Consider the following 20834-nt stretch of genomic DNA (forward strand, 5'->3'; position numbering starts at 1 on the left):
GCGCCGGTGCGCTGCTGCAGCCGTCCGAAGGTCGCACCTTGGGCATCGTACCCGCGGGTCGGTCGCCCTTCGAAGGGTGCCGCAGCCCTCGTCTGACGAGGTGGGAGCAGACGGGGCGCATCGCGGACGGTGACCGAGGGTGAAGGAAACGTGCCTCACGGCGTCCAGAAGAGCGGCAGAGGACGGAACGAAGCCCCCGGTCACGGGGGAACAACCGGGGGCTTCGCGTATGAGGGCGGCTTTCGAATGGCCGCACATTCAGAACGTAAATCCTGTACGACCCCTCGGTCAAGCCGAGTTGAGGCACTCAGGGAACTTCCGGGGCCACAGCCTTCACAAGTTCACCACACTGCGGGTGGGTCGTCACCCTGGGTGAGGTGTGGCCCGTATCCGGGGTGGCCAGTCGGCCCCGTGAGCACCTCGTACCCCCTGCTTCCCGGCCGAATCAGAAGATCGGCGAACGGCCGCGAGGGGTCCTCGGCGAAGTGGCGCCGTTCCGCCCGGACCCACTGGACCCAGAACTCGCTCTGCTCCGCCCCGTCCCGCGCCCGCCCACGCGCCCAGGCCTCCTCCTCCGGCAACTCCATCCACGCCAGCCGCGCCAGATACGGGCGCAGCGCGCGGCGGCCCGCGCCCACGCCCTCGACCACGATCACGGGCGCACACGGCAGCACGCGCACAGGACCGAAGCCGCGCGCCCGCCAGTCGTACGGGGCGTAGCGCGCGTTCTCGCCGCGCCGCAGCGGCTCGATCACCTGGTCCAGCAGCCGCTCCGTCCACGCGAACAGTTCCTCGTGCGTGGCGATGTCGTCGAGGTGCAGTGCCGGCGCACCACCGAGCGTGTCGGCCAGCAGCCCGGCGAACGTGCTCTTCCCGGAGCCCGCGTGCCCGTCGACCCCGACCAGCCGGACCGGTCCGCAGGAAGGCGGCAGCCGCCGGAGCCCGGCCGCGAGGGCGTCGACGGCGGGATTCGCGGGGGTGGGAGAGGCGCGCATACGTGGATTGAACACCGTGCCGGGCGGCCCCCGGAGCGTGCCGGTGGATTCGACCGATGTCGCCTGGCGTGGCGAGGCGCGAGGTGCTGGCAGAAGCCCTCTCCCGGCGTCCATAGTTGGCGAACAGCCGTGCGTCTGAACCGCTCCTTCCGGACCGCTGGGGGTCAACCACAGATGACGAGCCTTTCCGAGCCGTCTCGCAGGACCGTCCTGGCCGCAGCCGTCGCCACCACCGCCGCGGCCGGAGGAGAGACGGGCCGGGCGGCGGCCATCCCGTCGAACGGCCGGGGGAAGCCCCCGCCCGCCCCACGCAGGCACCGCAGCGCCTCGTGGACAACCACGCCTGGACCTCGTACACCGACTGGTACGCCGGCCGCGCCGAAGGCGCCCGGGCGAAGCCGGGGGAGCGGCCGGGGCTGGTGATCGGCGCGCCGGCCGGCACCACCGACTACACCGACCCGCACACCGGGCGGACGGCCGCCTGGGAGTACGCGACCTGGACCTCCCCGGTCCACCGGCTCGCCGTGCCCGCCACCGAGGTCGTCGCGTCCTGGAACGCGCACACCCCCGACGGCACCTGGCTCCAGGTCGAGCTGAAGGGCACGTACTCCGACGGCACGGACACGCCCTGGTACGTGCTGGCCCGGTGGGCGGCCGGCGACCAGGACATCAGACGGACATCCGTCGACGGCCAGAAGGACGGAAAGAGCAGCGTCTGGACCGACGTCTTCGCGATCGACGACCCGGCCACGGGGCTGCGCCTGGTCTCGTACCGGCTGCGCCTGACCCTCCACCGCACGCCCGGCACCCGGCTCACCCCCACGGTGTGGCGGCTCGGCGTGATGGGTTCCGACGTCCCCGACCGCTTCACCGTCCCGGCCTCCCCCCGGGGCTCGTCCGGGAGCTGGACGTGCCGCGCTACTCGCAGGAGACCCACAAGGGCCGGTACCCCGAGTACGACAACGGCGGCGAGGCCTGGTGCAGCCCCACCTCCTCGCAGATGATCATCGAGTACTGGGGGCGGAGGCCGAGCGCCGCGGACCTGGCCTGGGTCGACCCGCGGTACGCGGACCCGCAGGTGTGCCATGCCGCCCGGTTCACCTATGACTACCAGTACGAGGGCTGCGGCAACTGGCCCTTCAACGCCGCGTACGCCGCCACGTACAAGGACCTCCAGGGCGTGGTGACCCGTCTGGGCTCGCTCGCCGACCTGGAGCAGCTGATCGCGGCGGGCATCCCGGTGATCACCTCACAGTCGTTCCTCGCCGAGGAGCTCACGGGGGCCGGCTACGGCACGTCCGGGCATCTGATGACGGTCATCGGCTTCTCCGCCGACGGCGACGTCATCGCCAACGACCCGAACTCGCCGACCGACGAGGCGGTGCGCCGGATCTACCGGCGGCGCGAGTGGGCGAACATCTGGCTGCGGACCAAGCGGTACGACGCGGCCGGCAAGGTCGTCTCCGGCGCCGGAGGCGTCTGCTACCTGTATTTCCCGGCCCGGCCCACACGCCGCCATCGTGCGGCGCTCGCGGCGGTGGGTGTGCGCTGACGGACGAGTCGGCGCGGCGCGGCCCCGGGAGATTGGGGCCGTGCCGCACGTGTGACCAAGGTCTCGGCCGTGAACCGCCCATGCGGTGGCAAGGTGGACGGAACGGTGGGGGAGCCCACCGCCCATCGATCACACCAGCGAGCTGCCATGACCGCGACCTCCGCCACCGCCACCCGAGTCCGTACCCGCACCGGCGGCCCCCAGGACGACGGGCCGAAGATCGTCGAGCACGCGATGGGCTGGGTCCTCGTCGTGGTCGTCGCGATGCTGGTGACCCAGCTGGGTCTGCTGTGACCTGATCCGCTGCTCGATTCTGTCGATCAGAGTCGAACAAGCTGGTGGTGAGGGTCTGCCATACTGCGGTTGTCCCGTCGGCAGTTGGAGACCAGGACCGGAATTGCACAGTAGTCAACAGCGTGGTGTCGAACCGCCGCGGGCCCGCGGCACCGACCGCTCGTTGGCGCGCCGCGCCGAACTCATCTCCATCGGACGGAAGTTGTTCGCCGACACGTCGTACGACGCGTTGTCCATGGACGACATCGCGCGGCAGGCGCACGTGGCCAAGGGGCTGATCTACTACTACTTCACGTCCAAGCGCGGCTACTACCTCGCGATCGTCGAGGACTCGGTGGCCGATCTGATCGCGTTCGCGGCGAGAGGTATCCAACTGCCGCCCGTGGAGCGGGTGTACCGCACCATGGACTGCTATCTGCGCTACGCCGAGGACAATCAGGCTGCCTACCGCACGATCGTCAGCGGCGGCGTCGGCTTCGACGCCCAGGTGCACGCCATCCGGGACGGCGTCCGTGAGGCGATCGTCGCCGCCATCGCCGAGGGTGCGTACGGCAGGACCGACATCGCCCCGGTGGCCCGCATGGGCCTCTTCGGCTGGGTGTGCGCGGTCGAGGGTGCCACTCTCGACTGGGTGGGCCGCCCGGATCTGTCCCGCGACACCATGTGCGAGCTGCTGGTCAAGATGCTGGGCGGCACGATGCGTGCCATCGAGGAGGTCGAGCCGGCCTGCCGTGCGCCGGAGCCCGCCCACCGGGACACCTGAACGCCGAGGCGACGCCCGTCGGCGTACGAGGGAGGTGGGGGGCCGCCGACCGACCCCCACTCCAAGTCCCCCGTCGCAGTGGCTACTTGATCGCCCTGGTCGGTTCACCGTTCGCGGTGTCGCCGCTCAACTCCCAGAAGAAGGTGCCGCCGAGCCCCTGCGCGTCCTTGTAGGACATCTTCCTCTTGATGGTCCGCGGGGTGTCGTAACTCCACCAGTCCTCACCGCACTTGGCGTACGCGGTGCCGTCGGCCGTCCCGTTGGCCGGGCAGGTCCTCTTGAGCACCTTGTAGTCCTCGTAGCCCGCCTCGTACGTGCCCGCAGCCGGGCCGGTCGCCGTGCCGCCGGGTGTCGACCGGGTGACCCCGGTCCAGCCGCGCCCGTGGAAGCCGACGCCGAGCAGCAGCTTGCCGGAGGGGATGCCGAGGCTCTTCAGCTTGTCGATGGTGGCGGCGGTGTGGAACGCCCTGTTCGTGATGCCACAGGTGGCGGCGCCGAGCGTCCCGGCGGGGAAGCGGGAGCTGTGCGGTCTGAGCATCGCGACTCCGGAGGAGGGGGGCGTGGCGGGGAGGGTGCTGCCGGGGCCTGTGCCGATTGGCATGAAAGTGGTGACGCGGTGCCCGGGGGAGACCGTAGAGGACTAGACCACTAGGGTCAATGGTTCGGACCAATCCGGGCGTGGCGTGGCGTGCCGTCGAATGTGTCCTAATGAACGGTCGTTAACTGGTGACTCGCTGCTCCGGATCGGGCATACTCCAAGCGCCACCGCCGCTGATCAGGGGCTTCCGTGATCCGGAGGAGGATCATCGGCCGTGGCAGGTGAGACCCGGCGGCACCACTTCATCCCCGGTGCGTGTCCGCCGCAGTGCCCGACAGGGAGGAGAGCGTCGCCATGCCCGACCGCGCGCCGCAGCCGGTGGACCGTCAACTGCCCACGGAAGAGGCCCGGGATCTGATCTCGCTCGTCCGCGAGATCGCGCAGCGGGAGATCGCCCCGCACGCGGCCGAGGAGGAGGACGCCGGCCGCTTCCCTCGCGCACTCTTCACCCTGCTCTCCGAGTCAGGACTGCTGAGCCTGCCGTACGACGCGGAACACGGCGGTGGCGGCCAGCCGTACGAGGTCTATCTGCAGGCCCTGGAAGAGCTCGCCATGGCCCGCCTCACCGTCGGCCTCGGCGTGAGTGTCCACACCCTCGCCTGCCACGCCCTCGCCAACTACGGCACCAAGGAGCAGCAGGTCGAGCACCTGCCGGCGATGCTCGGCGGCGGGCTGCTCGGCGCGTACTGCCTCTCGGAGCCGTCGTCCGGCTCGGACGCCGCCTCCCTGCGCACCAGGGCAGTGCGGGACGGCGACGACTGGGTGATCACCGGCACCAAGGCCTGGATCACCCATGGAGGCATCGCCGACTTCTACACGGTCATGGCCCGTACGGGCGGCGAGGGCTCCCGCGGCATCACGGCCTTCCTGGTGCCCGGTGACGCCGAGGGGCTGAGTGCCGCGGCGCCCGAGAAGAAGATGGGCATGAAGGGGTCGCCCACCGTACAGCTCCACTTCGACGGCGTACGCGTCTCCGGCGACCGGCGCATCGGCGAGGAGGGCCAGGGCTTCGCGATCGCCCTGTCCGCGCTCGACTCCGGGCGGCTCGGCATCGCGGCCTGCGCCATCGGCGTGGCCCAGGCGGCCCTGGACGAGGCGGTCGCCTACGCCATCGGGCGGCAGCAGTTCGGGCGGCCGATCTCCGACTTCCAGGGACTGCGCTTCATGCTCGCGGACATGGCGACCCGGATAGAGGCGGGCCGGGCGCTCTACCTCTCCGCCGCCCGGCTGCGCGACGCGGGCAGGCCCTTCTCCAAGCAGGCGGCCATGGCGAAGCTGCTGTGCACCGACACGGCGATGAAGGTCACCACCGACGCCGTACAGGTCCTCGGGGGGTACGGCTACACGGCGGACTTCCCCACCGAGCGGTACATGCGCGAGGCAAAGGTGCTCCAGATCGTCGAGGGCACCAATCAGATCCAGCGGATGGTCATCGCCCGTCACCTCGCGGGCCCCGCGTCACGCTGAACGAACTGGTCCCACGGAACGTGGCGGCCATGCCGAGCGGGTCGTACGCGCCGAAGGCCTCGCGCTCGTCGTACTGGCCGGGGCTGCTCGGGGGCGTCGCCAGCCGGACCCACTCCGGATCATGGCGCCCTGGCAGCATGCGGCCCCGGTCGGCCCACGTGCGCATCAGGGCCCGGTAGATGGGCGGGTCCTGCGACGGAACCGAACCGCGGGACCTCTGGGAAACCGATTCTGCCGATGCGGGAACGAAGATGTGGCGCTGACTCCCGGTCACCGAATGCGTAGGCGTCATACCGGGTCAACGTGAGGGTCACCGAAGCGGTCACCGCTTCGGTGAATCGTGCCTGAGTTCGCGTCGGGCTCGAACGGTGCGACGCGGATCCCGTCTGCCGTCTGTCCGTCGGACACACGGAACCCGTACCATGGCAGCCTGCGGGACGCCATGGTACGGGGCGACTACGGAGAACGGTTCCCCGGATACGGGGGCGTCGGCGAGAGCCCACCGCCGCGACGGGCCGAAACGGCCCTGGAATCAAGCGGCCTGACGCCGCATCACCGGCACGCGCATCGGTCGCGAACCCGGGCCGCCGACGTGCGAGAAGGGCTGCGTCCGCCAGTCGAGGCCCTGAGGGAGCGTCAGCAGAAGGGCGGTGTCCTGCTCCTGCGGTTCCATGGACGCGTCCGCGGGCCGGGCGTCGCCGGCCGGGCGGCCCGTTCCGGCGCAGACCGTGAGCCCGAACGGGTTCCACGGCGAGACGACCAGCGCGTGCTCCGGCAGCCGGTCCTCGTCGGACAGCAGGGCGATGGGCTGGGCGCAGTCCGGGCAGATCACCCGGTACATCTCGAAGGTGTCGTACGCGTCGAACTCGTCGTCCGGTTCGACGCCCTCCGGCTCGGGCTCGACGACCGGCTGGAGACGCTTGGGCGCGGTACGACCAGGGCGCTGAAGACTCTGCATGGGATTCTCCCCCTCGGACTGGGCCGTGAAGGCACTGTGGCCTCGACCACAGCAAGCACTTCCCGCCCCGCCTCGGCGGTAATCACGAGATCATCACGAAGCCCGTTCGAGTGCTGTGGTCTTCGTCACATGCCGCTCGCAGATGCCCAGTGCGGCGAAGCGGTCACCCGTACGGCGCGCGGCCGGCTCTCAGCCACATCACGAACCGGGCATGACCTGCGTCGCTCAGGTATCGGGGGAGATCAGCCGCCCTGTAGGTTCTTGCCTCATGGAGGAGCTGGACCGACAAATCGTGCAGCTGCTCGTCGCGGACGGGCGGATGAGCTACACCGACCTGGGCAAGGCCACGGGCCTGTCCACGTCGGCCGTGCATCAGCGCGTGCGCCGACTTGAGCAGCGTGGCGTCATCCGGGGCTATGCCGCGGTCGTCGACCCGGAGGCCGTCGGGCTGCCGATGACCGCGTTCATCTCGGTCAAACCCTTCGACCCCAGCGCCCCCGACGACATCGCCGAACGCCTCGCAGACGTCCCGGAGATCGAGGCCTGTCACAGCGTCGCCGGCGACGAGAACTACATCCTCAAGGTCCGTGTGGCGACACCGCACGAGCTGGAGGAACTGCTGGCCCGCCTCCGCTCCCTCGCGGGGGTGTCCACGCGCACGACGGTGGTCCTGTCGACGCCCTACGAGGCCAGGCCGCCGAGAATCTGACAGATGCCGGCGCTGCGGTGACCGCCCACCGCTGTGCCGGGCCGCCCGGAAAGCGTGGCCCAGGTGCGGCGCGGCACCCGGCACACGCGAAACTGTCCCCATGAGTGATCGCACCGCCTCGTCGCGAACCGTGCTGCTGCGCGGTGGAGAAGTCCACAGCCCCGCCGACCCGTTCGCCACCGCGATGGTCGTGGAGCACGGACAGATCGCCTGGGTCGGCTCCGAGGGCGCCGCCGACGCCTTCGTGAGCGGCGTCGACGAGGTGATCGACCTCGAAGGAGCCCTGGTGACACCGGCGTTCACCGACGCCCATGTGCACACCACGGCTACCGGCCTCGCCCTCACCGGCCTGGACCTCTCCACGGCCCCATCCCGGGAGGCCGCCCTCGTTCTCGTACGGGAATTCGCAGCCGCCCGCCCGGCCGACCGAGTCCTCCTCGGCCACGGCTGGGACGCCGCCCGCTGGCCCGACGGCCGCCCGCCGACCCGCGCCCAGCTCGACGAGGCCACCGGCAACCGACCGCTCTACCTCAGCCGGATCGACGTCCACTCGGCGGTCGTCACCACGGCCCTGCTCGACCTGGTGCCCGGCGCCGACGGCTTCGAGGACGGCCCGCTCACCGGCGACGCCCACCACGCCGCACGCGCCACCGCGCTCGGCGCCATCACCCCGGCCCAGCGCGCTGAGGCCCAGCGGGCCGCCCTCGCCCGGGCCGCCTCGCTGGGTGTCGGCTCGGTCCACGAGTGCGCGGGCCCGGAGATCTCCTCCGAGGACGACTTCACCGAGCTGCTGCGACTCGCGGCCGAGGAGCCCGGCCCCCGCGTCGTCGGCTACTGGGCCGAGCGGGGCGAAGAGGGCGTGGCGAAGGCGCGCGCCCTGGGGGCGGTCGGCGCCGCGGGCGATCTCTTCGTCGACGGCGCGCTCGGCTCCCACACGGCCTGCCTGCACGAGCCGTACGCCGACGCCTCGCACACCGGTACGGCGTACCTGGACGCGGCGGCCGTCGCCGCCCATGTCGTCGCGTGCACCGAGGCGGGCCTCCAGGCGGGCTTCCACGCCATCGGGGACGCCGCGGTGGCCTCGGTGGTCGAGGGGATGCGTACGGCCGCCGAGAAGGTCGGCCCGGCCCGTGTGCGGGCCGCCCGGCACCGCGTCGAACACGCCGAGATGCTCACCCCCGAAACCGTCGCCGCCTTCGCCGAACTAGGCCTCACCGCCTCCGTCCAGCCGGCCTTCGACGCGCTCTGGGGCGGCGAGGAGGGCATGTACGCCCGGCGGCTGGGCGCCGGCCGTGCCCGTACCCTCAACCCGTTCGCGGCCCTCCTGCGCGCCGGCGTACCGCTGGCGTTCGGTTCCGACAGCCCGGTCACACCCCTCGACCCATGGGGTACCGTCCGCGCGGCGGCCTTCCATCGCACGCCGGAGCACCAGGTGTCCGTGCGTGCCGCGTTCACGGCGCACACGCGGGGCGGCTGGCGGGCGATCGGCCGGGACGACGCGGGAATCCTCGTACCGGGGGCGCCGGCGGACTACGCGGTGTGGCGGACCGGCGACCTCGTCGTCCAGGCCCCCGACGACCGCGTCGCCCGCTGGTCCACCGACCCGCGCTCCGGCACCCCCGGCCTGCCCGATCTGAGCCCCGGCACCGACCTGCCCGTCTGCCTGAGGACCGTGGTGGGCGGACGAACGGTTTTCGTACGGCCGGGTGAGTGATCTCCTGCGGCGGCGCCGAGCCGAGCATGACCCGCGGGCGCGCCACGCGACCTGCGGCTCCTCCCCGCCGACCAGGCGCGTAAGGGAAACTCCGCAGGTCAAACGGCAGTTGACAGCTCACCGTCGGGGACGGGTAGGTTCGGCCGGGTCCACCATCGGACGTCCGACCGGGGAGCTTCCGCGCGGTCGTCGGAGCGCCGCTGGGTCAGGGGCGGTGTGCCGCACCGGCGCACCACCACTGGCAGCCAGGCCCAGGGTCCGCGCTCCGGCGGGGGAACGTTCCGGCCCGGTCGGGTAGGTGCGACCCGGGTGGGGCCCGGACGCTCAGTAGACAACGGCTTCAGGTCGACCCGCAGCCAGCGGGTCCCAGGTCGGCCCGAAGGGCGCCGGGCCCCCATCCGTCGGCCTACGGCGGTGCAGGCTACTCAGAGCGCGCTCCCGCACACCCCTTGTCGATCGGTGCTCCGCTGGACACGAGCCGACACTCCATCGCAGGCCGTGGCCATTATGGTGGTCCCCTGCGTACGGACTTGAAGGGGCAGCAGTGAACGACGGCGACGGGACCCTCGCGGCGGCAGGCCAGGAGAGGCGGTTCGGCCCGCTCGGCACGGCCTTGGTGATCATCCCCACCTACAACGAGGTGGAGAACATCAAGGCCATCGTCGGCCGGGTGCGGAAGGCGGTTCCCGATGCGCACGTCCTGGTGGCCGACGACAACAGCCCGGACGGCACCGGCAAGCTCGCCGACGAACTGGCCGTCGAGGACGACCAGGTCCAGGTGCTGCACCGCAAGGGCAAGGAAGGGCTCGGCGCCGCGTATCTCGCGGGCTTCCGCTGGGGCATGGACAACGGTTACGGCGTACTGATCGAGATGGACGCCGACGGCTCCCACCAGCCCGAGGAGCTGCCCCGGCTGCTGACCGCCCTCAAGGGTGCCGACCTCGTGCTCGGCTCCCGCTGGGTGCCGGGCGGTCGCGTGGTGAACTGGCCCAAGTCCCGCGAGTTCATCTCGCGCGGCGGCAGCCTCTACTCCCGCGTCCTGCTCGACGTCCCGGTCCGTGACGTCACCGGCGGCTACCGCGCCTTCCGCCGCGAGACCCTCGAAGGCCTCGGCCTCGACGAGGTCGCCTCCCAGGGCTACTGCTTCCAGGTCGATCTCGCCCGCCGCGCGGTCAGGGCGGGCTACCACGTCGTCGAGGTGCCCATCACCTTCGTCGAGCGTGAGCTGGGCGACTCCAAGATGAGCCGGGACATCCTCGTCGAGGCGCTGTGGCGGGTCACGGCGTGGGGCGTGGGGGAGCGGGTCGGCAAGGTTCTGGGACGGGACGGTAAGCCCACCGGGCCGGACACGCGGGGCAGCTGAGGGCCGACGGAGGTGTCGTGGCCGGCGATTTGCCGGCGCCCGGGAGCCCTCGGGACGGAAGCCCAGCCTTTCCTGATCATGCCCTTATCCCGTGCTGAGCTGAGGCCAGGCACACTGGGAGCATGACGACTGGTGCTCCGACCCCGACGTCCCCCTCCCGGCCCCGACGCTCACGGCTGCGCACGTTTCTGCCGTTGGGTGTCGCGGCGTGGCTGGTGCTGGAGATCTGGCTGCTCACGGTGGTCGCGAGCGCGGCTGGTGGCCTGACGGTCTTCCTGCTTCTGCTCGCCGGATTCCTCGTCGGCTCCGCAGTGGTCAAGCGGGCCGGGCGGCGGGCGTTCCGCGCGCTGACCGAGACACTGCGACAGCAGCAGGGTGGTACGGCCGAAGCCGGGGCCGGCAAGAGTGAGGGCAACGGCTTTCTGATGCTGGGCGGACTGCTGCTGATGCTGCCGGGGCTGGTCTCGGACGCGGTGGGGCTGGTGCTCTTGATTCCGCCGGTTCAGAAGGCGCTGGGGCGTTATGCGGAGCGGACCTTCGAGCGGAAGATCCGTGAGGCGAGTGCCGGGGCCTTCGGTGATGCCTTCCAGCAATCGCGTGTCCATCGGCCCGACGGCAAGGTCGTACAGGGTGAGGTGATCCGTGACGATGCGGGTTCCGGTAACGATGCGGGTTCCGGAGACGCCCCGCCGCAGGGGCCGTATCCGCCGCTGAACCGTTGAGGGGCGTTTTCCCGCCCCCGCCCCCCTGCCCGGGCTGCCGCCCCTTCGACCCCGCACGCCGCCCAGCTCGCGGGATCAGGGGTCAGTCGGCGGGCGCGGGTTGAGTGTGGCCGGCCGCGCAGTTCCCCGCGTCCCTTACTTAAAAGCCCTTGCGCACCCGACCCTCTCTTGGCCCACGCACCAAAGACCGCGGGCGCCGTACATGTGCGTACGGCGCCCGCGGTCATCGGTTGCGCTGGTGTGTCAACCCGACCCCCGAAAGGGGCGGGTCACGCGGACTTGCGGCTGTCTCGCGGATGTACCGCGATGTTCATCGCGCCGGAGCGGAGGACCGCCAGGCGCTCTTCGAGGACCTCTTCGAGTTCCTCACGGGTGCGCCGCTCCATCAGCATGTCCCAATGTGTACGAGCGGGCTTGGCCTTCTTTTCCTCAGGGCCGTCGCCGTCCACCAGGAGTGCCTGGGCCCCGCAGACCTTGCACTCCCACTCCGGCGGGATCTCCGCCTCGACCGAGAAGGGCATCTCGAAGCGGTGCCCTTTCTCGCATGCGTACTCCACGGCCTGGCGCGGAGCCAAGTCGATGCCGCGGTCCGTCTCGTAGCTGGTCACCACGAGGCGCGTGCCGCGAAGAGCTCGCTCACTCATGAATCGTGCCTCCCGGGCTTGTCGCCCACAGGACAGGTGTCGCTGTCGTCGTCATCCGGTCAACGTCCGGTCGGCGGTAAAGATTCCCGTTCCGTGTCCCGTTCCGGGTCATGCGTCGCCGTCGTAGCCGCCCTTGTTGTACCCACCAGCGCCCGGTTTGTCACATCTGACAGCAGATGTCACCCAGCGTTTCGGCATCTTTGACGCGCAGTAACGGTACGCCTGGCAGGCCAAACGCGTACACTACAGCCCTTTCGCTCCCGGCGCTAAATCCTTTCGGGTACGGGATTGCCCGCGTCTCTGATCGCCCGGCGCACCGGAACCCTCGCGAGCAGGGCGAATCCCAGGATGAAGAAGGCGACCAGGGAGATGATCGCGTACCGATAACTTCCGGTCAGCTGGTACGTCAGACCGAACAGCAGCGGGCCCAGCCAGCTCATGCCGCGATCGCTCATCTCGTACGCGGAGAAGTACTCGGCCTCCTTGCCGGGCGGTACGAGGTGGGAGAAGAGGGACCGGGAGAGGGCCTGGCTGCCGCCGAGGACCAGGCCGATCCCGGAGGCGAGGACGAAGAACCAGACGGGGGCGCCGGCCGGGAGGAAGTAGCCGGCCGCGAGAATCAGGGTCCAGGCGATCAGGGACCCGAGGATCGTGCGTTTGGCGCCGTAGCGGCGGGACAGCCGGCCCATGCCCAGGGCGCCGCCCACCGCCAGGATCTGGACCAGCAGGACCGCCACGATGAGCGTCGACTGCTCCAGGCCGAGTTCCTCGGAGCCGTACACCGAGGCCTGGGAGATCACTGTCTGGATGCCGTCGTTGTAGACGAGGTAGGCCAGGAGGAAGCCGAGGGTCAGCGGGTGGCGGCGCATGTCGCGGACGGTCGCCGCGAGCTGGCGCAGGCCGGGGGCCATCGCCCCCTTGGTCTCCGTCTCGCCCGCCGGGCCGCGGCGGTCGCGCAGGCGGCGCAGCGGTATGAGGGTGAAGGCGCCCCACCACAGGCCGGCCGAGGCCAGGCAGATGCGGACGGCCATGCCTTCGGAGACGCCGAAGGTGTCGTGGGCGGTGAAGAGGATCAGGTTCGCGACCAGGACCAGGGAGCCCGCCGCGTACCCGAAGGCCCAGCCTCGGGAGGAGACGGCGTCGCGTTCCTCGGGGCGTGCTATCTGGGGCAGGTAGGAGTTGTAGAGCATCATCGCGACGGACTGCGAGGCGTTGGCCGCGATCAGCAGGAGACCGCCGAGCAGGTATCGGTCGCCGTCCAGGAAGAACATGCCCGCGGTCGCGGCGGCCCCCAGGTAGGCGGCTGTGGCCAGGAAGGGTTTCTTGCGGCCCGTGCGGTCGGCGGCGGCTCCCACCAGGGGCATGATCACGACGGCGAGGATCACCGACAGGGACACCGAGTAGGCGAAGAACGAGCCGGCGCGGACCGGGATGCCCAGGGGGTGCACGTAACCGTCCGCGTCGGCGGCCGACTTGGCGACCTCGGTCAGATAGGGGCCGAGGAACACGGTCAGGACGCTGGTCGAATAGACGGAGCAGGCCCAGTCGTAGAAGTACCAGCCCCGCTGTTCGCGCCGTCTGCCCGCGGCCTCGTCGGCCTCGTCGGTCCGCACGGTGTCGGTGCTCACCCGTGCCCCTCGCTTCCCCGTGAAGGAGCCGCGCGAGGGGGTCAGGCCCAGGTCCCCCGGTCCTCAAGCACCTCGCGCAGCGTGTCGATGTGATCGGTCATGATGCCATCGACGCCCAGGTCCAGAAGCCGGTGCATACGTTGCGGTTCGTTCACGGTCCACACATGGACGTGCAGCCCGCGGGCGTGGGCGTCGCGCACGAACCGGTGATCGACCACGGGCACCCCGGACCGCGACTCCGGCACCTGCGCGGCGACCGCCGAGCGGCGCAGCGCGGTCGGGACGCCCCAGGAGCGCAGCCGCAGCCCCAGGACACCGCCCGTGCCGTACGAGGTGGCCAACCGGGGCCCGGCCAGGCGCTGGGCGCGGGCGACCCGGCGTTCGGAGAACGAGCCGACGCAGACGCGGTCCCAGGAGTCTGTGCGGGCGACCAGGTCGAGGAGGGGGCGCAGTGCGGGCTCCGCCTTGACGTCGACGTTCCAGCGGACCTCGGGGAAGGTTTCGAGGAGCTCCTCGAAGAGGGGGACGGATTCGACGCCGGCCACGCGTGCGTGCCGGATGTCCTGCCACGGCAGATCCGCTATCCGGCCCGACCCGTCGGTCATCCGGTCCAGGGTCGCGTCGTGGAAGGCGACGAGCCTGCCGTCGAGCGTGGCGTGCACATCGGTCTCGATGTAGCGGTAGCCCGCCTCCACCGCCCGCCGGAACTGGGCCATGGTGTTCTCCAGGCCGTCTGCCGCCCCGCCCCGGTGGGCGAAGGCGATCGGGCCCGGATGGTCGAGGTAGGGGTGGCGTATGCGGGCGGTCACCCCGGCAGTATGGCCCGCTCCGACGGAGGAGCGGCAACGACCGTGCTGCCGCCGGATGCCGTGGGCACGGCGAACACGCGTAGGAAGAGCTGGGCGAGCGGGCCGATGGAGAGGGCGTAGAGGAGGGTGCCCGCGCCGACCGTGCCGCCGAGGGCGAAGCCGGTCGCCAGGACCGCCACCTCCACGACCGTCCGCATCAGCCGAACCGAGCGGCCGGTGCGCAGGTGCAGTCCCGTCATCAGGCCGTCACGCGGGCCAGGGCCGAAGCGGGCCGCGATGTACAGGCCGGTCGCCGCGCCGTTGAGCACGATCCCGGCGACGAGGAGCGGGATCCGTACGGCCATGGTGTGCGCCCCGGGCACCAGGGCCAGGGTCGCGTCCATCGCGATGCCGACCACGAAGACGTTGGAGACCGTGCCGAGGCCCGGGCGCTGGCGCAGCGGGATCCACAGGAGCAGCACCACCGCGCCCACGCCGATCGACACCACGCCGATGGTCATCCCCGTCAGCTCCGCCAGGCCCTGGTGCAGGACGTTCCAGGGCTCCAGGCCGAGGCCCGCCTCCACGAGGAGCGCGGAGCTGGCGCCGTAGAGCGCGAGGCCGGTGTACAGCTGGATCAGCCGTCGGCCGAGAGGGCGCCGTGGCGGCTGTTGCGGCGCCTGCTGCGATTGCTGTGACTCCTGCTGCGATCCATGCTGCGACTCGTGCTGCGCGGGCAAGACGTCCCCCCGGGTGGTGTCGGTGGCCTGACGCATGCCACTCTGTGGCTTGGAAAGACAAGTCATCCATGGCCAATTTGGGAAAGGTGGACTGGAATCATGGCGCAGTGGACTTCGGCGGTCGGCGCGGCGCAGCTGGCGCGGCTGCTCACCTCGCAAGCGGAGCGCCCCGCCGGCCCCGGTACACGCCGCCCGCCCGCCTACCGGGCGCTCGCCGACGGGATCCGGTTGCTGGTGCTGGAGGGGCGGGTGCCCGTGGCCGCCCGGCTGCCCGCCGAGCGCGAACTGGCGCTGTCCCTCTCCGTCAGCCGTACGACGGTCGCCGCGGCGTACGAGGCGCTGCGCACCGAGGGGTTCCTGGAATCCCGGCGGGGGGCCGGCAGTTGGACCGCCGTACCGGCCGGGAAGCCGCTTCCCGCGCGCGGGCTGGAACCACTGCCGCCCGAGGCGCTCGGCTCGATGATCGACCTGGGGTGCGCGGCCCTGCCCGCGCCCGAGCCCTGGCTCACCCGGGCCGTGCAGGGCGCGCTGGAGGAACTGCCTCCCTACGCCCACACCCACGGCGACTATCCGGCCGGGCTGCCGGCGCTGCGCGCCATGCTCGCCGAGCGCTACACCGCGCGCGGGATCCCGACCATGCCCGAGCAGATCATGGTGACGACGGGGGCCATGGGTGCCATGGACGCCATCTGCCATCTCTTCGCGGGGCGCGGTGAGCGGATCGCGGTGGAGTCACCGTCGTACGCCAACATCCTGCAGCTGATGCGGGAGGCGGGGGCCCGGCTGGTGCCGGTCGCCATGGCCGACGGGCTCGCCGGGTGGGACATGGACCGCTGGCGGCAGGTGCTGCGGGACGCGGCGCCGCGCCTCGCGTACGTCGTCGCCGACTTCCACAACCCGACCGGCGCGCTCGCCGACGAGAATCGGCGGCGGGGGCTCGTCGACGCGGCACGCGCCGCCGGGACCGTGCTCGTCGTCGACGAGACCATGGCCGAGCTGCACCTCGACGCGGATGTGGAGATGCCACGACCCGTCTGCGCGTTCGACCCCGCGGGGTCCACGGTCATCACGGTCGGCTCCGCCAGTAAGGCGTTCTGGGCGGGCATGCGGATCGGATGGGTGCGTGCGGCGCCCGAGGTGATCCGGAGTCTTGTCGCCGCGCGGGCGTACGCGGATCTGGGAACGCCGGTGTTGGAGCAGTTGGCCGTGAACTGGCTGATGAGCACGGGCGGGTGGGCGCAGGCCGTGGAGATTCGGCGGGGGCAGGCGAGGGAGAACCGGGACGCGCTGGTCGCCGCGGTGCGTCGGGAGTTGCCGGACTGGGAGTTCTCGGAGCCTCGGGGTGGGCTGACCCTGTGGGTCCGTACGGGAGGGCTGTCCGGGTCGCGGCTCGCCGAGCTGGGGGAGCGGGTGGGGGTGCGGGTGCCGTCGGGGCCTCGCTTCGGGGTCGACGGGGCGTTCGAGGGGTATGTACGGCTGCCGTTCACCGTGGGGGGCGCGGTCGCCGAGGAGGCGGCCGTGCGGCTGGGTGCGGCGGCGCGGTTGGTGCGGAGTGGGGCGCCGGGGGCGGGCGAGGGGCCGCGGACGTCCGTGGCGTGAGTGCTCGCCGGGTGGGGCGCTCGGCGGCCTCGGCCGGGCGCACCTGCGCGTGGCTCAGCTCTCGGCCACCGCTGCCTTCGTCGTGACGGGGTCGGAGGGGGGCGTCAGGGGCGGGAGCAGGTCCAGGACCGCCTGGCGGTGCGGCTCGGCGGTGTTGTCGTCGTAGGGGTCCGGGGTGGCGGGGACCTGGAGGCGGAGTGCGGGCGAGGGGCCCAGGCGGGCGTAGCCGCGACCTGGGGCGACGTCCGTGATGGGGGTGGTGGGAGGTGGGGCGCCCAGGACCGTTTCCAGCTGCTCGGGGGTGGCCGGGCCCAGGACCACGCGCGCGCGGGTGTGCTGGCGTACCGCGTCCGTGAGGGTGTCCAGGTGGTCGAACTGTTCGGTGACCACCACGGTGACGTTCGCGGCGCGGCCGTGGCGGAGGGGGACCTGGAGGAGGGACTGCGGGTCGCGCTGGCCGTCGGTGGCGGCGAGGTGGGTCAGGACGCTCGGGCGGTCGAGGAGGAGCCAGAGAGGGCGGCGGGTGTCGTCCGGGGCGGGACAGCCCGCCTGACGGGCGCGGTTCGTGGCGATCAGCCGGCGTTCCGTCTCCTGCGAGGCCCACTCCAGGCTCGCCAGGGCTCCGGAGAGACCGCACTCCACGGCCAGGACCCCGTCGCGGCCGGTGAGGCACGCGTACTCGCCGCTGCCGCCGCCCTCGACGATGACGACATCGCCGTACTGGAGGGCCTGCAGGGCGATCGAGCGGAGGAGGGTCGTCGTGCCGCTGCCCGGCTCGCCCACGGCCAGCAGGTGCGGTTCGGTGGTGCGGACGCCGGTGCGCCAGACGACCGGGGGGACGTCGCGCTGCTCCGCTGCGCAGGAGACGGGGAGGGTGCGCTGGACGTGGGTGGCGTCGGTGAAGCCGAGGACCGTCTCGCCCGGCACCGTCACGAAGCGCTGGGCGACGATGTCGGTGGCGAGGGGGGCGAGCACGGTCACGGTCAGCTCGTTGCCCTCCTCGTCCCAGACGAAGCGGTACTCGCGGCCCCGGCCCGCCTTGGCGTGCAGCAGTTGCTCGATGCGCGCGCGGGCCTCGGCCTCGCCGTCGGTGAAGTACGCCGGGTAGCGGACCAGCAGATGGCAGACGCGGCCCGTGCCGTCGAACGCGTAGGTGGGGAAGGCCTTGTCCCAGGCGCCGCCGTGCGTATAGAGGGGCTCGGGGTCCTCGGCGGCCGAGAAGTACGGGACGAGGGCCTCGTAGAGGGACCGCAGACGCCGGCTCTGGGACTCGTCCGGGCCGTCGGCCTGCCGGGCGGCGTGGTCGCGGCCCGCCCAGGCCGCCGCCGCCATCAGGGTGATGACGGCGAGCAGCGGGCCGTACGGCACCAGCGTCACGACCAGGACGACCGAGGCCGCCAGGAAGAGCAGCGACCCGCGCCGGTCCTTCGGGGTCTCGGCCCACTTGTGCCGCCCGGCGGCGGTCAGCCGCCCCAGACCACGGGTGATCGTGATCAGTGGGTGGAGGACGTCGGTGGCGCCGTCGGCCGCCGTCCGGACCAGCTCCCGGCCTCTGGTGAGGTGCGCGCTGCCGCTGCTCAGGATGCGGGGGAGGGGGGCCCGGGCCACGGCTGTCTCCTGGGGGTGCGTGCGGACGGGGACGGGATCAGAACTTGATCCCACCGAGGAGGCTCGCGAGGCTCTCGCCGCCCGCCGTGATGCTCGGGGCGATGCCCGTACTGGCGAGGTAGAAGCCGAACAGGGTGACGACGATGGCGTGCGAGGCCTTGAGTCCGTCCTTGCGGAAGAACAGGAAGACGATCACGCCGAGCAGAACGACACCTGAGATGTTCAAAATCATTGGGGCTCTCCTGGTTGATGGGGACAGTCACCATGAGTTCTTCCAAGGTCACAGCATGTATCCATACGATAAAAGGTGCAAGTGGATGAAAATCTACTGATTTCGACCGGGTGGTCGAACCATCGTTGAGCTGTTCGAGCTGGGCTGTTGCGCCCGGCGGGACTCGATGTGATCTTTGCCTCGGCTCCGTCCGCTCATGTGCGCGAGGAGTCAGTACCCTGGCGATTCACCCGTACGGTGGCGCTGCTCGCCGTCGTACGCTCCTGATGCACACTGCTCCTGGCTCGAAGCGCGTATGTGAGAGGTGGTCCCGGTGATGAGCGAAGCCCTCGACCCCGAGGTCGTGGAGCTGGCGACCAAGATCTTCGATCTGGCACGGCGGGGCGAGACCGAGGCGCTCGTGGCGTACGTCGACGCGGGTGTTCCGGCCAACCTCACCAACGACCGAGGCGACTCGCTCGTGATGCTCGCCGCGTACCACGGTCACGCCGACGCGGTACAGGCCCTCCTGGCCCGCGGCGGTGAGGCCGACCGCGTCAACGACCGAGGCCAGACTCCCCTCGCCGGGGCGGTTTTCAAGGGCGAGGAGAGAGTTGTCCGGGTCCTTCTGGACGGCGGGGCCGACCCGCTCGCGGGCACTCCGAACGCGGTCGACACGGCGCGGATGTTCGCCAGGACCGAACTGCTCGAATTGTTCGCCGCGCACTGATTCATATGGTTCTGACCAGGTAAGACACGAAAGACGGGGGAGGCGGTACAGGGCCGCCGGATATTTCGGTCGCGGTAGGAAGAACCGCCGGGTCATCATGACCTCGTGATTCACGGACATGATGGCTGGGCAGCTCTTGCCGCACCGCGTGGGCCGTGACGCGGCCCGCATGGGCCACCGACGAGAGGCAGAGGAAGATGGTCTACAGCAAGCTAGAGACGGCGGGCGCCCCGACGTGTTGTCACGCGGCCAGGTAGTGCACGATCCCCGGTTGCGTCGACGCTTGATGTGAGGCTGTTTCCCATGTTCGAACCGGTCATAGCGCCCAGCGGTACGCTGCTCGGCCTGCTGCAGCGGGGCCGCGGCGACGGCACCCTGCACGCGCTCACCGCCCCGCGTGCCGAGGCGCTCGCGGCACTGAACCAGTGCGTGCTGAGCGACCCCCGCCACGACTGGCAGGTGGAGAACCGCTCCCTGTACTACGCCCGCCTCTACCTCGACCTCAGCGGCGAGCTCGACGAGATCGAGCGGCACCTCTTCGATGCCGAGGACGTGCTGGACACCGACGAGTCCCGCACCGGACTCGCCCTCGCGGTCCTCGGGCACCTCGCCTCGTACGGCAGGCGGGACGCGCTCGAACTGCTGCGCAGGTACGCCGCCGTGGGCACCAGCTGGGCCTGGGCCCTGGACGAGCTGGCCCTCAGGGACGACGACGAAGGGCTGCGTGCCCTCGCCGAACCCGTCCTGGCCCGCTTCACCACCGATCCGGAGGGCGAGGCCGAACTCGCCGCCGCGGTCCGGGACGCCTTCGAACCCCGGCCCTGGCGGCTGTGGGCCGACGATCCCCGCGAAGCGATCGCCACCCGTGTGCGTGCCGCGCAAGAGACGGGCTGCTTCGACCGCTGGCAGCGCCAGATGCGGCCGAGCGGGCCCCGGCCGGGGTGGAGCGTCAAGGCCGTGTTCGAGTGGGCCCAGCAGGGCATCGAACGCGGAGCCCTCCTCCATGTGCCGGCCGCCCGATGTCTCACGGCCGTCGCCGGACCGGAGGACCGACCGGAGATTCTCCGGGCCGCCCGATCCGGTGACGACGGTGCCCGCTGTACCGCCCTGCGCTACCTCGCCGACGGGAACGATCCCCGCGCCCTCGACCTGATCGAGGGCGCCGTGACCGACGGAACGACGATGGTCGTGGAGGCCGCCGTCGACGCCTTCGAACGGATGCGCAACATGGCCGCCGTCGACCTGGCGCGCGGCTGGGTCCACCGGCCCGACGCCCTGGGCGCCGCCGCCGGACGCATGCTCGCCTGTCTGGGCGGAGCCAGGGACAGCGACCTGGTGCTGGGCGCGCTGCGCGAGGCCGTACGCGGCGAAGGGCCCGACGCGCAGACCCTGTGGACCCTCGTCGACGGCGCCGGCCGCCTGGGCATCGCCTGCGCCGCACCCGTCCTGCGCCATGTCTACCGCGAGACCGCCTCCTCCCACCTCCGTGGCCGCGCCGCCCGCGCGCTCGCCGCCACCGACCCCTCCTTCCCGGCCGGCTTCGCCGTCGAATGCCTCTGGGACTGCGAGGAGACCACCCGCGAGATCGCCGCCCGGCACGCCGAGACGGGAGACACGCGCGTGGTCGACCAACTCCGCCGACTGGCCGCCGACCCGGCCGAGGAGGCCGAGGTCCAGACCGCCGTACGCAGCCGAATCGGTCCCGACATGCCCGCGATGTGAACACCGGGTGACTCGAACGCCAGGAGCGC

General features: G+C 71.4%; 19 protein-coding genes and 2 pseudogenes. 11 read left to right on the forward strand and 10 right to left on the reverse strand.

Annotated features, from left to right (window positions below):
- Window positions 1-341: 341 nt before the first annotated feature.
- Entirely contained in the window at window positions 342-995 is a 654-nt protein-coding gene (locus WBG99_RS30425) for a hypothetical protein (RefSeq protein ID WP_338899389.1), read from the reverse strand.
- A gap of 174 nt (window positions 996-1169) precedes the next feature.
- Here WBG99_RS30425 and WBG99_RS30430 point away from each other — a divergent pair.
- From WBG99_RS30430 to WBG99_RS30440, 3 genes and pseudogenes are all read left to right on the forward strand, one after another.
- A pseudogene (locus WBG99_RS30430) lies at window positions 1170-2547 on the forward strand (peptidase C39 family protein).
- Between the two features lie 147 nt (window positions 2548-2694).
- Window positions 2695-2841: an SCO1431 family membrane protein gene (locus WBG99_RS30435; protein ID WP_338899390.1), complete on the forward strand. Its 147-nt coding sequence runs from the start codon at window positions 2695-2697 to the stop codon at window positions 2839-2841.
- Between the two features lie 103 nt (window positions 2842-2944).
- Window positions 2945-3604, forward strand: coding sequence for a TetR/AcrR family transcriptional regulator (locus tag WBG99_RS30440; protein ID WP_338899391.1), 660 nt, complete (start codon window positions 2945-2947; stop codon window positions 3602-3604).
- A gap of 82 nt (window positions 3605-3686) precedes the next feature.
- Here the strand turns inward: WBG99_RS30440 and WBG99_RS30445 are convergent.
- Window positions 3687-4067, reverse strand: a pseudogene (locus WBG99_RS30445) (glycoside hydrolase family 18 protein); the annotation flags it as partial.
- A 429-nt stretch (window positions 4068-4496) separates the two neighbouring features.
- Between WBG99_RS30445 and WBG99_RS30450 the strand changes: the two are divergent.
- Window positions 4497-5669, forward strand: a complete 1173-nt coding sequence (locus tag WBG99_RS30450) for an acyl-CoA dehydrogenase family protein (RefSeq protein WP_338900529.1) — start codon at window positions 4497-4499, stop codon at window positions 5667-5669.
- On the opposite strand, the gene WBG99_RS30455 is transcribed toward WBG99_RS30450, so the two are convergent.
- The gene (locus WBG99_RS30455) at window positions 5632-5961 is read right to left on the reverse strand and encodes a hypothetical protein (protein ID WP_338899392.1); all 330 of its coding nucleotides are present in this window, start codon (window positions 5959-5961) and stop codon (window positions 5632-5634) included. The genes WBG99_RS30450 and WBG99_RS30455 overlap by 38 nt on opposite strands.
- A 240-nt stretch (window positions 5962-6201) precedes the next feature.
- The gene (locus tag WBG99_RS30460; RefSeq protein WP_338899393.1) at window positions 6202-6627 is read right to left on the reverse strand and encodes a hypothetical protein; all 426 of its coding nucleotides are present in this window, start codon (window positions 6625-6627) and stop codon (window positions 6202-6204) included.
- 268 nt (window positions 6628-6895) lie between these two features.
- Here WBG99_RS30460 and WBG99_RS30465 point away from each other — a divergent pair, with 268 nt between their 5' ends.
- From WBG99_RS30465 to fxsA, 4 genes are all read left to right on the forward strand, one after another.
- Window positions 6896-7336 carry an Lrp/AsnC family transcriptional regulator gene (locus WBG99_RS30465; protein WP_338899395.1) on the forward strand — a complete coding sequence of 147 codons (441 nt, stop codon included), beginning with the start codon at window positions 6896-6898 and terminating at the stop codon, window positions 7334-7336.
- 100 nt (window positions 7337-7436) lie between these two features.
- Window positions 7437-9050 carry an amidohydrolase gene (locus WBG99_RS30470; protein ID WP_338899396.1) on the forward strand — a complete coding sequence of 538 codons (1614 nt, stop codon included), beginning with the start codon at window positions 7437-7439 and terminating at the stop codon, window positions 9048-9050.
- A gap of 544 nt (window positions 9051-9594) precedes the next feature.
- A complete protein-coding gene (locus tag WBG99_RS30475; protein WP_338899398.1) occupies window positions 9595-10413 on the forward strand; it encodes a polyprenol monophosphomannose synthase in 819 nt (272 codons plus the stop codon).
- 122 nt (window positions 10414-10535) lie between these two features.
- Complete coding sequence (gene fxsA, locus WBG99_RS30480; RefSeq protein ID WP_338899399.1) at window positions 10536-11135, forward strand: FxsA family membrane protein; 600 nt, start codon at window positions 10536-10538, stop codon at window positions 11133-11135.
- Between the two features lie 269 nt (window positions 11136-11404).
- Here fxsA and WBG99_RS30485 read toward each other — a convergent pair whose 3' ends face one another.
- From WBG99_RS30485 to WBG99_RS30500, 4 genes are all read right to left on the reverse strand, one after another.
- Window positions 11405-11779, reverse strand: a complete 375-nt coding sequence (locus tag WBG99_RS30485) for an RNA polymerase-binding protein RbpA (protein ID WP_003977404.1) — start codon at window positions 11777-11779, stop codon at window positions 11405-11407.
- Window positions 11780-12045: 266 nt separating this feature from the next.
- Window positions 12046-13407, reverse strand: coding sequence for an MFS transporter (locus tag WBG99_RS30490; protein WP_338899400.1), 1362 nt, complete (start codon window positions 13405-13407; stop codon window positions 12046-12048).
- A 41-nt stretch (window positions 13408-13448) separates the two neighbouring features.
- The gene (locus WBG99_RS30495; protein ID WP_338899401.1) at window positions 13449-14216 is read right to left on the reverse strand and encodes a glycerophosphodiester phosphodiesterase; all 768 of its coding nucleotides are present in this window, start codon (window positions 14214-14216) and stop codon (window positions 13449-13451) included.
- Window positions 14213-14971, reverse strand: coding sequence for a hypothetical protein (locus tag WBG99_RS30500; protein ID WP_338899402.1), 759 nt, complete (start codon window positions 14969-14971; stop codon window positions 14213-14215). Before WBG99_RS30500 ends, WBG99_RS30495 begins: the two co-directional genes overlap by 4 nt.
- 63 nt (window positions 14972-15034) lie before the next feature.
- Between WBG99_RS30500 and WBG99_RS30505 the strand changes: the two genes are divergently transcribed.
- Entirely contained in the window at window positions 15035-16534 is a 1500-nt protein-coding gene (locus WBG99_RS30505; protein WP_338899403.1) for a PLP-dependent aminotransferase family protein, read from the forward strand.
- A gap of 54 nt (window positions 16535-16588) precedes the next feature.
- Here the strand turns inward: WBG99_RS30505 and WBG99_RS30510 are convergent, their stop codons facing one another.
- Complete coding sequence (locus WBG99_RS30510; RefSeq protein WP_338899405.1) at window positions 16589-18142, reverse strand: ATP-binding protein; 1554 nt, start codon at window positions 18140-18142, stop codon at window positions 16589-16591.
- 37 nt (window positions 18143-18179) lie between these two features.
- Complete coding sequence (locus WBG99_RS30515; protein WP_055540730.1) at window positions 18180-18374, reverse strand: hypothetical protein; 195 nt, start codon at window positions 18372-18374, stop codon at window positions 18180-18182.
- Window positions 18375-18690: 316 nt separating this feature from the next.
- On the opposite strand from WBG99_RS30515, the gene WBG99_RS30520 reads away from it, so the two are divergent.
- Window positions 18691-19083, forward strand: coding sequence for an ankyrin repeat domain-containing protein (locus tag WBG99_RS30520; protein ID WP_338899407.1), 393 nt, complete (start codon window positions 18691-18693; stop codon window positions 19081-19083).
- A gap of 303 nt (window positions 19084-19386) precedes the next feature.
- Window positions 19387-20805 (forward strand): HEAT repeat domain-containing protein, encoded by a 1419-nt coding sequence (locus WBG99_RS30525; RefSeq protein WP_338899408.1) that lies wholly within the window; start codon window positions 19387-19389, stop codon window positions 20803-20805.
- Window positions 20806-20834: the final 29 nt, after the last annotated feature.

It is taken from the genome of Streptomyces sp. TG1A-60, assembly GCF_037201975.1.
In the GTDB taxonomy this organism is placed as follows: Bacteria; Actinomycetota; Actinomycetes; order Streptomycetales; family Streptomycetaceae; genus Streptomyces.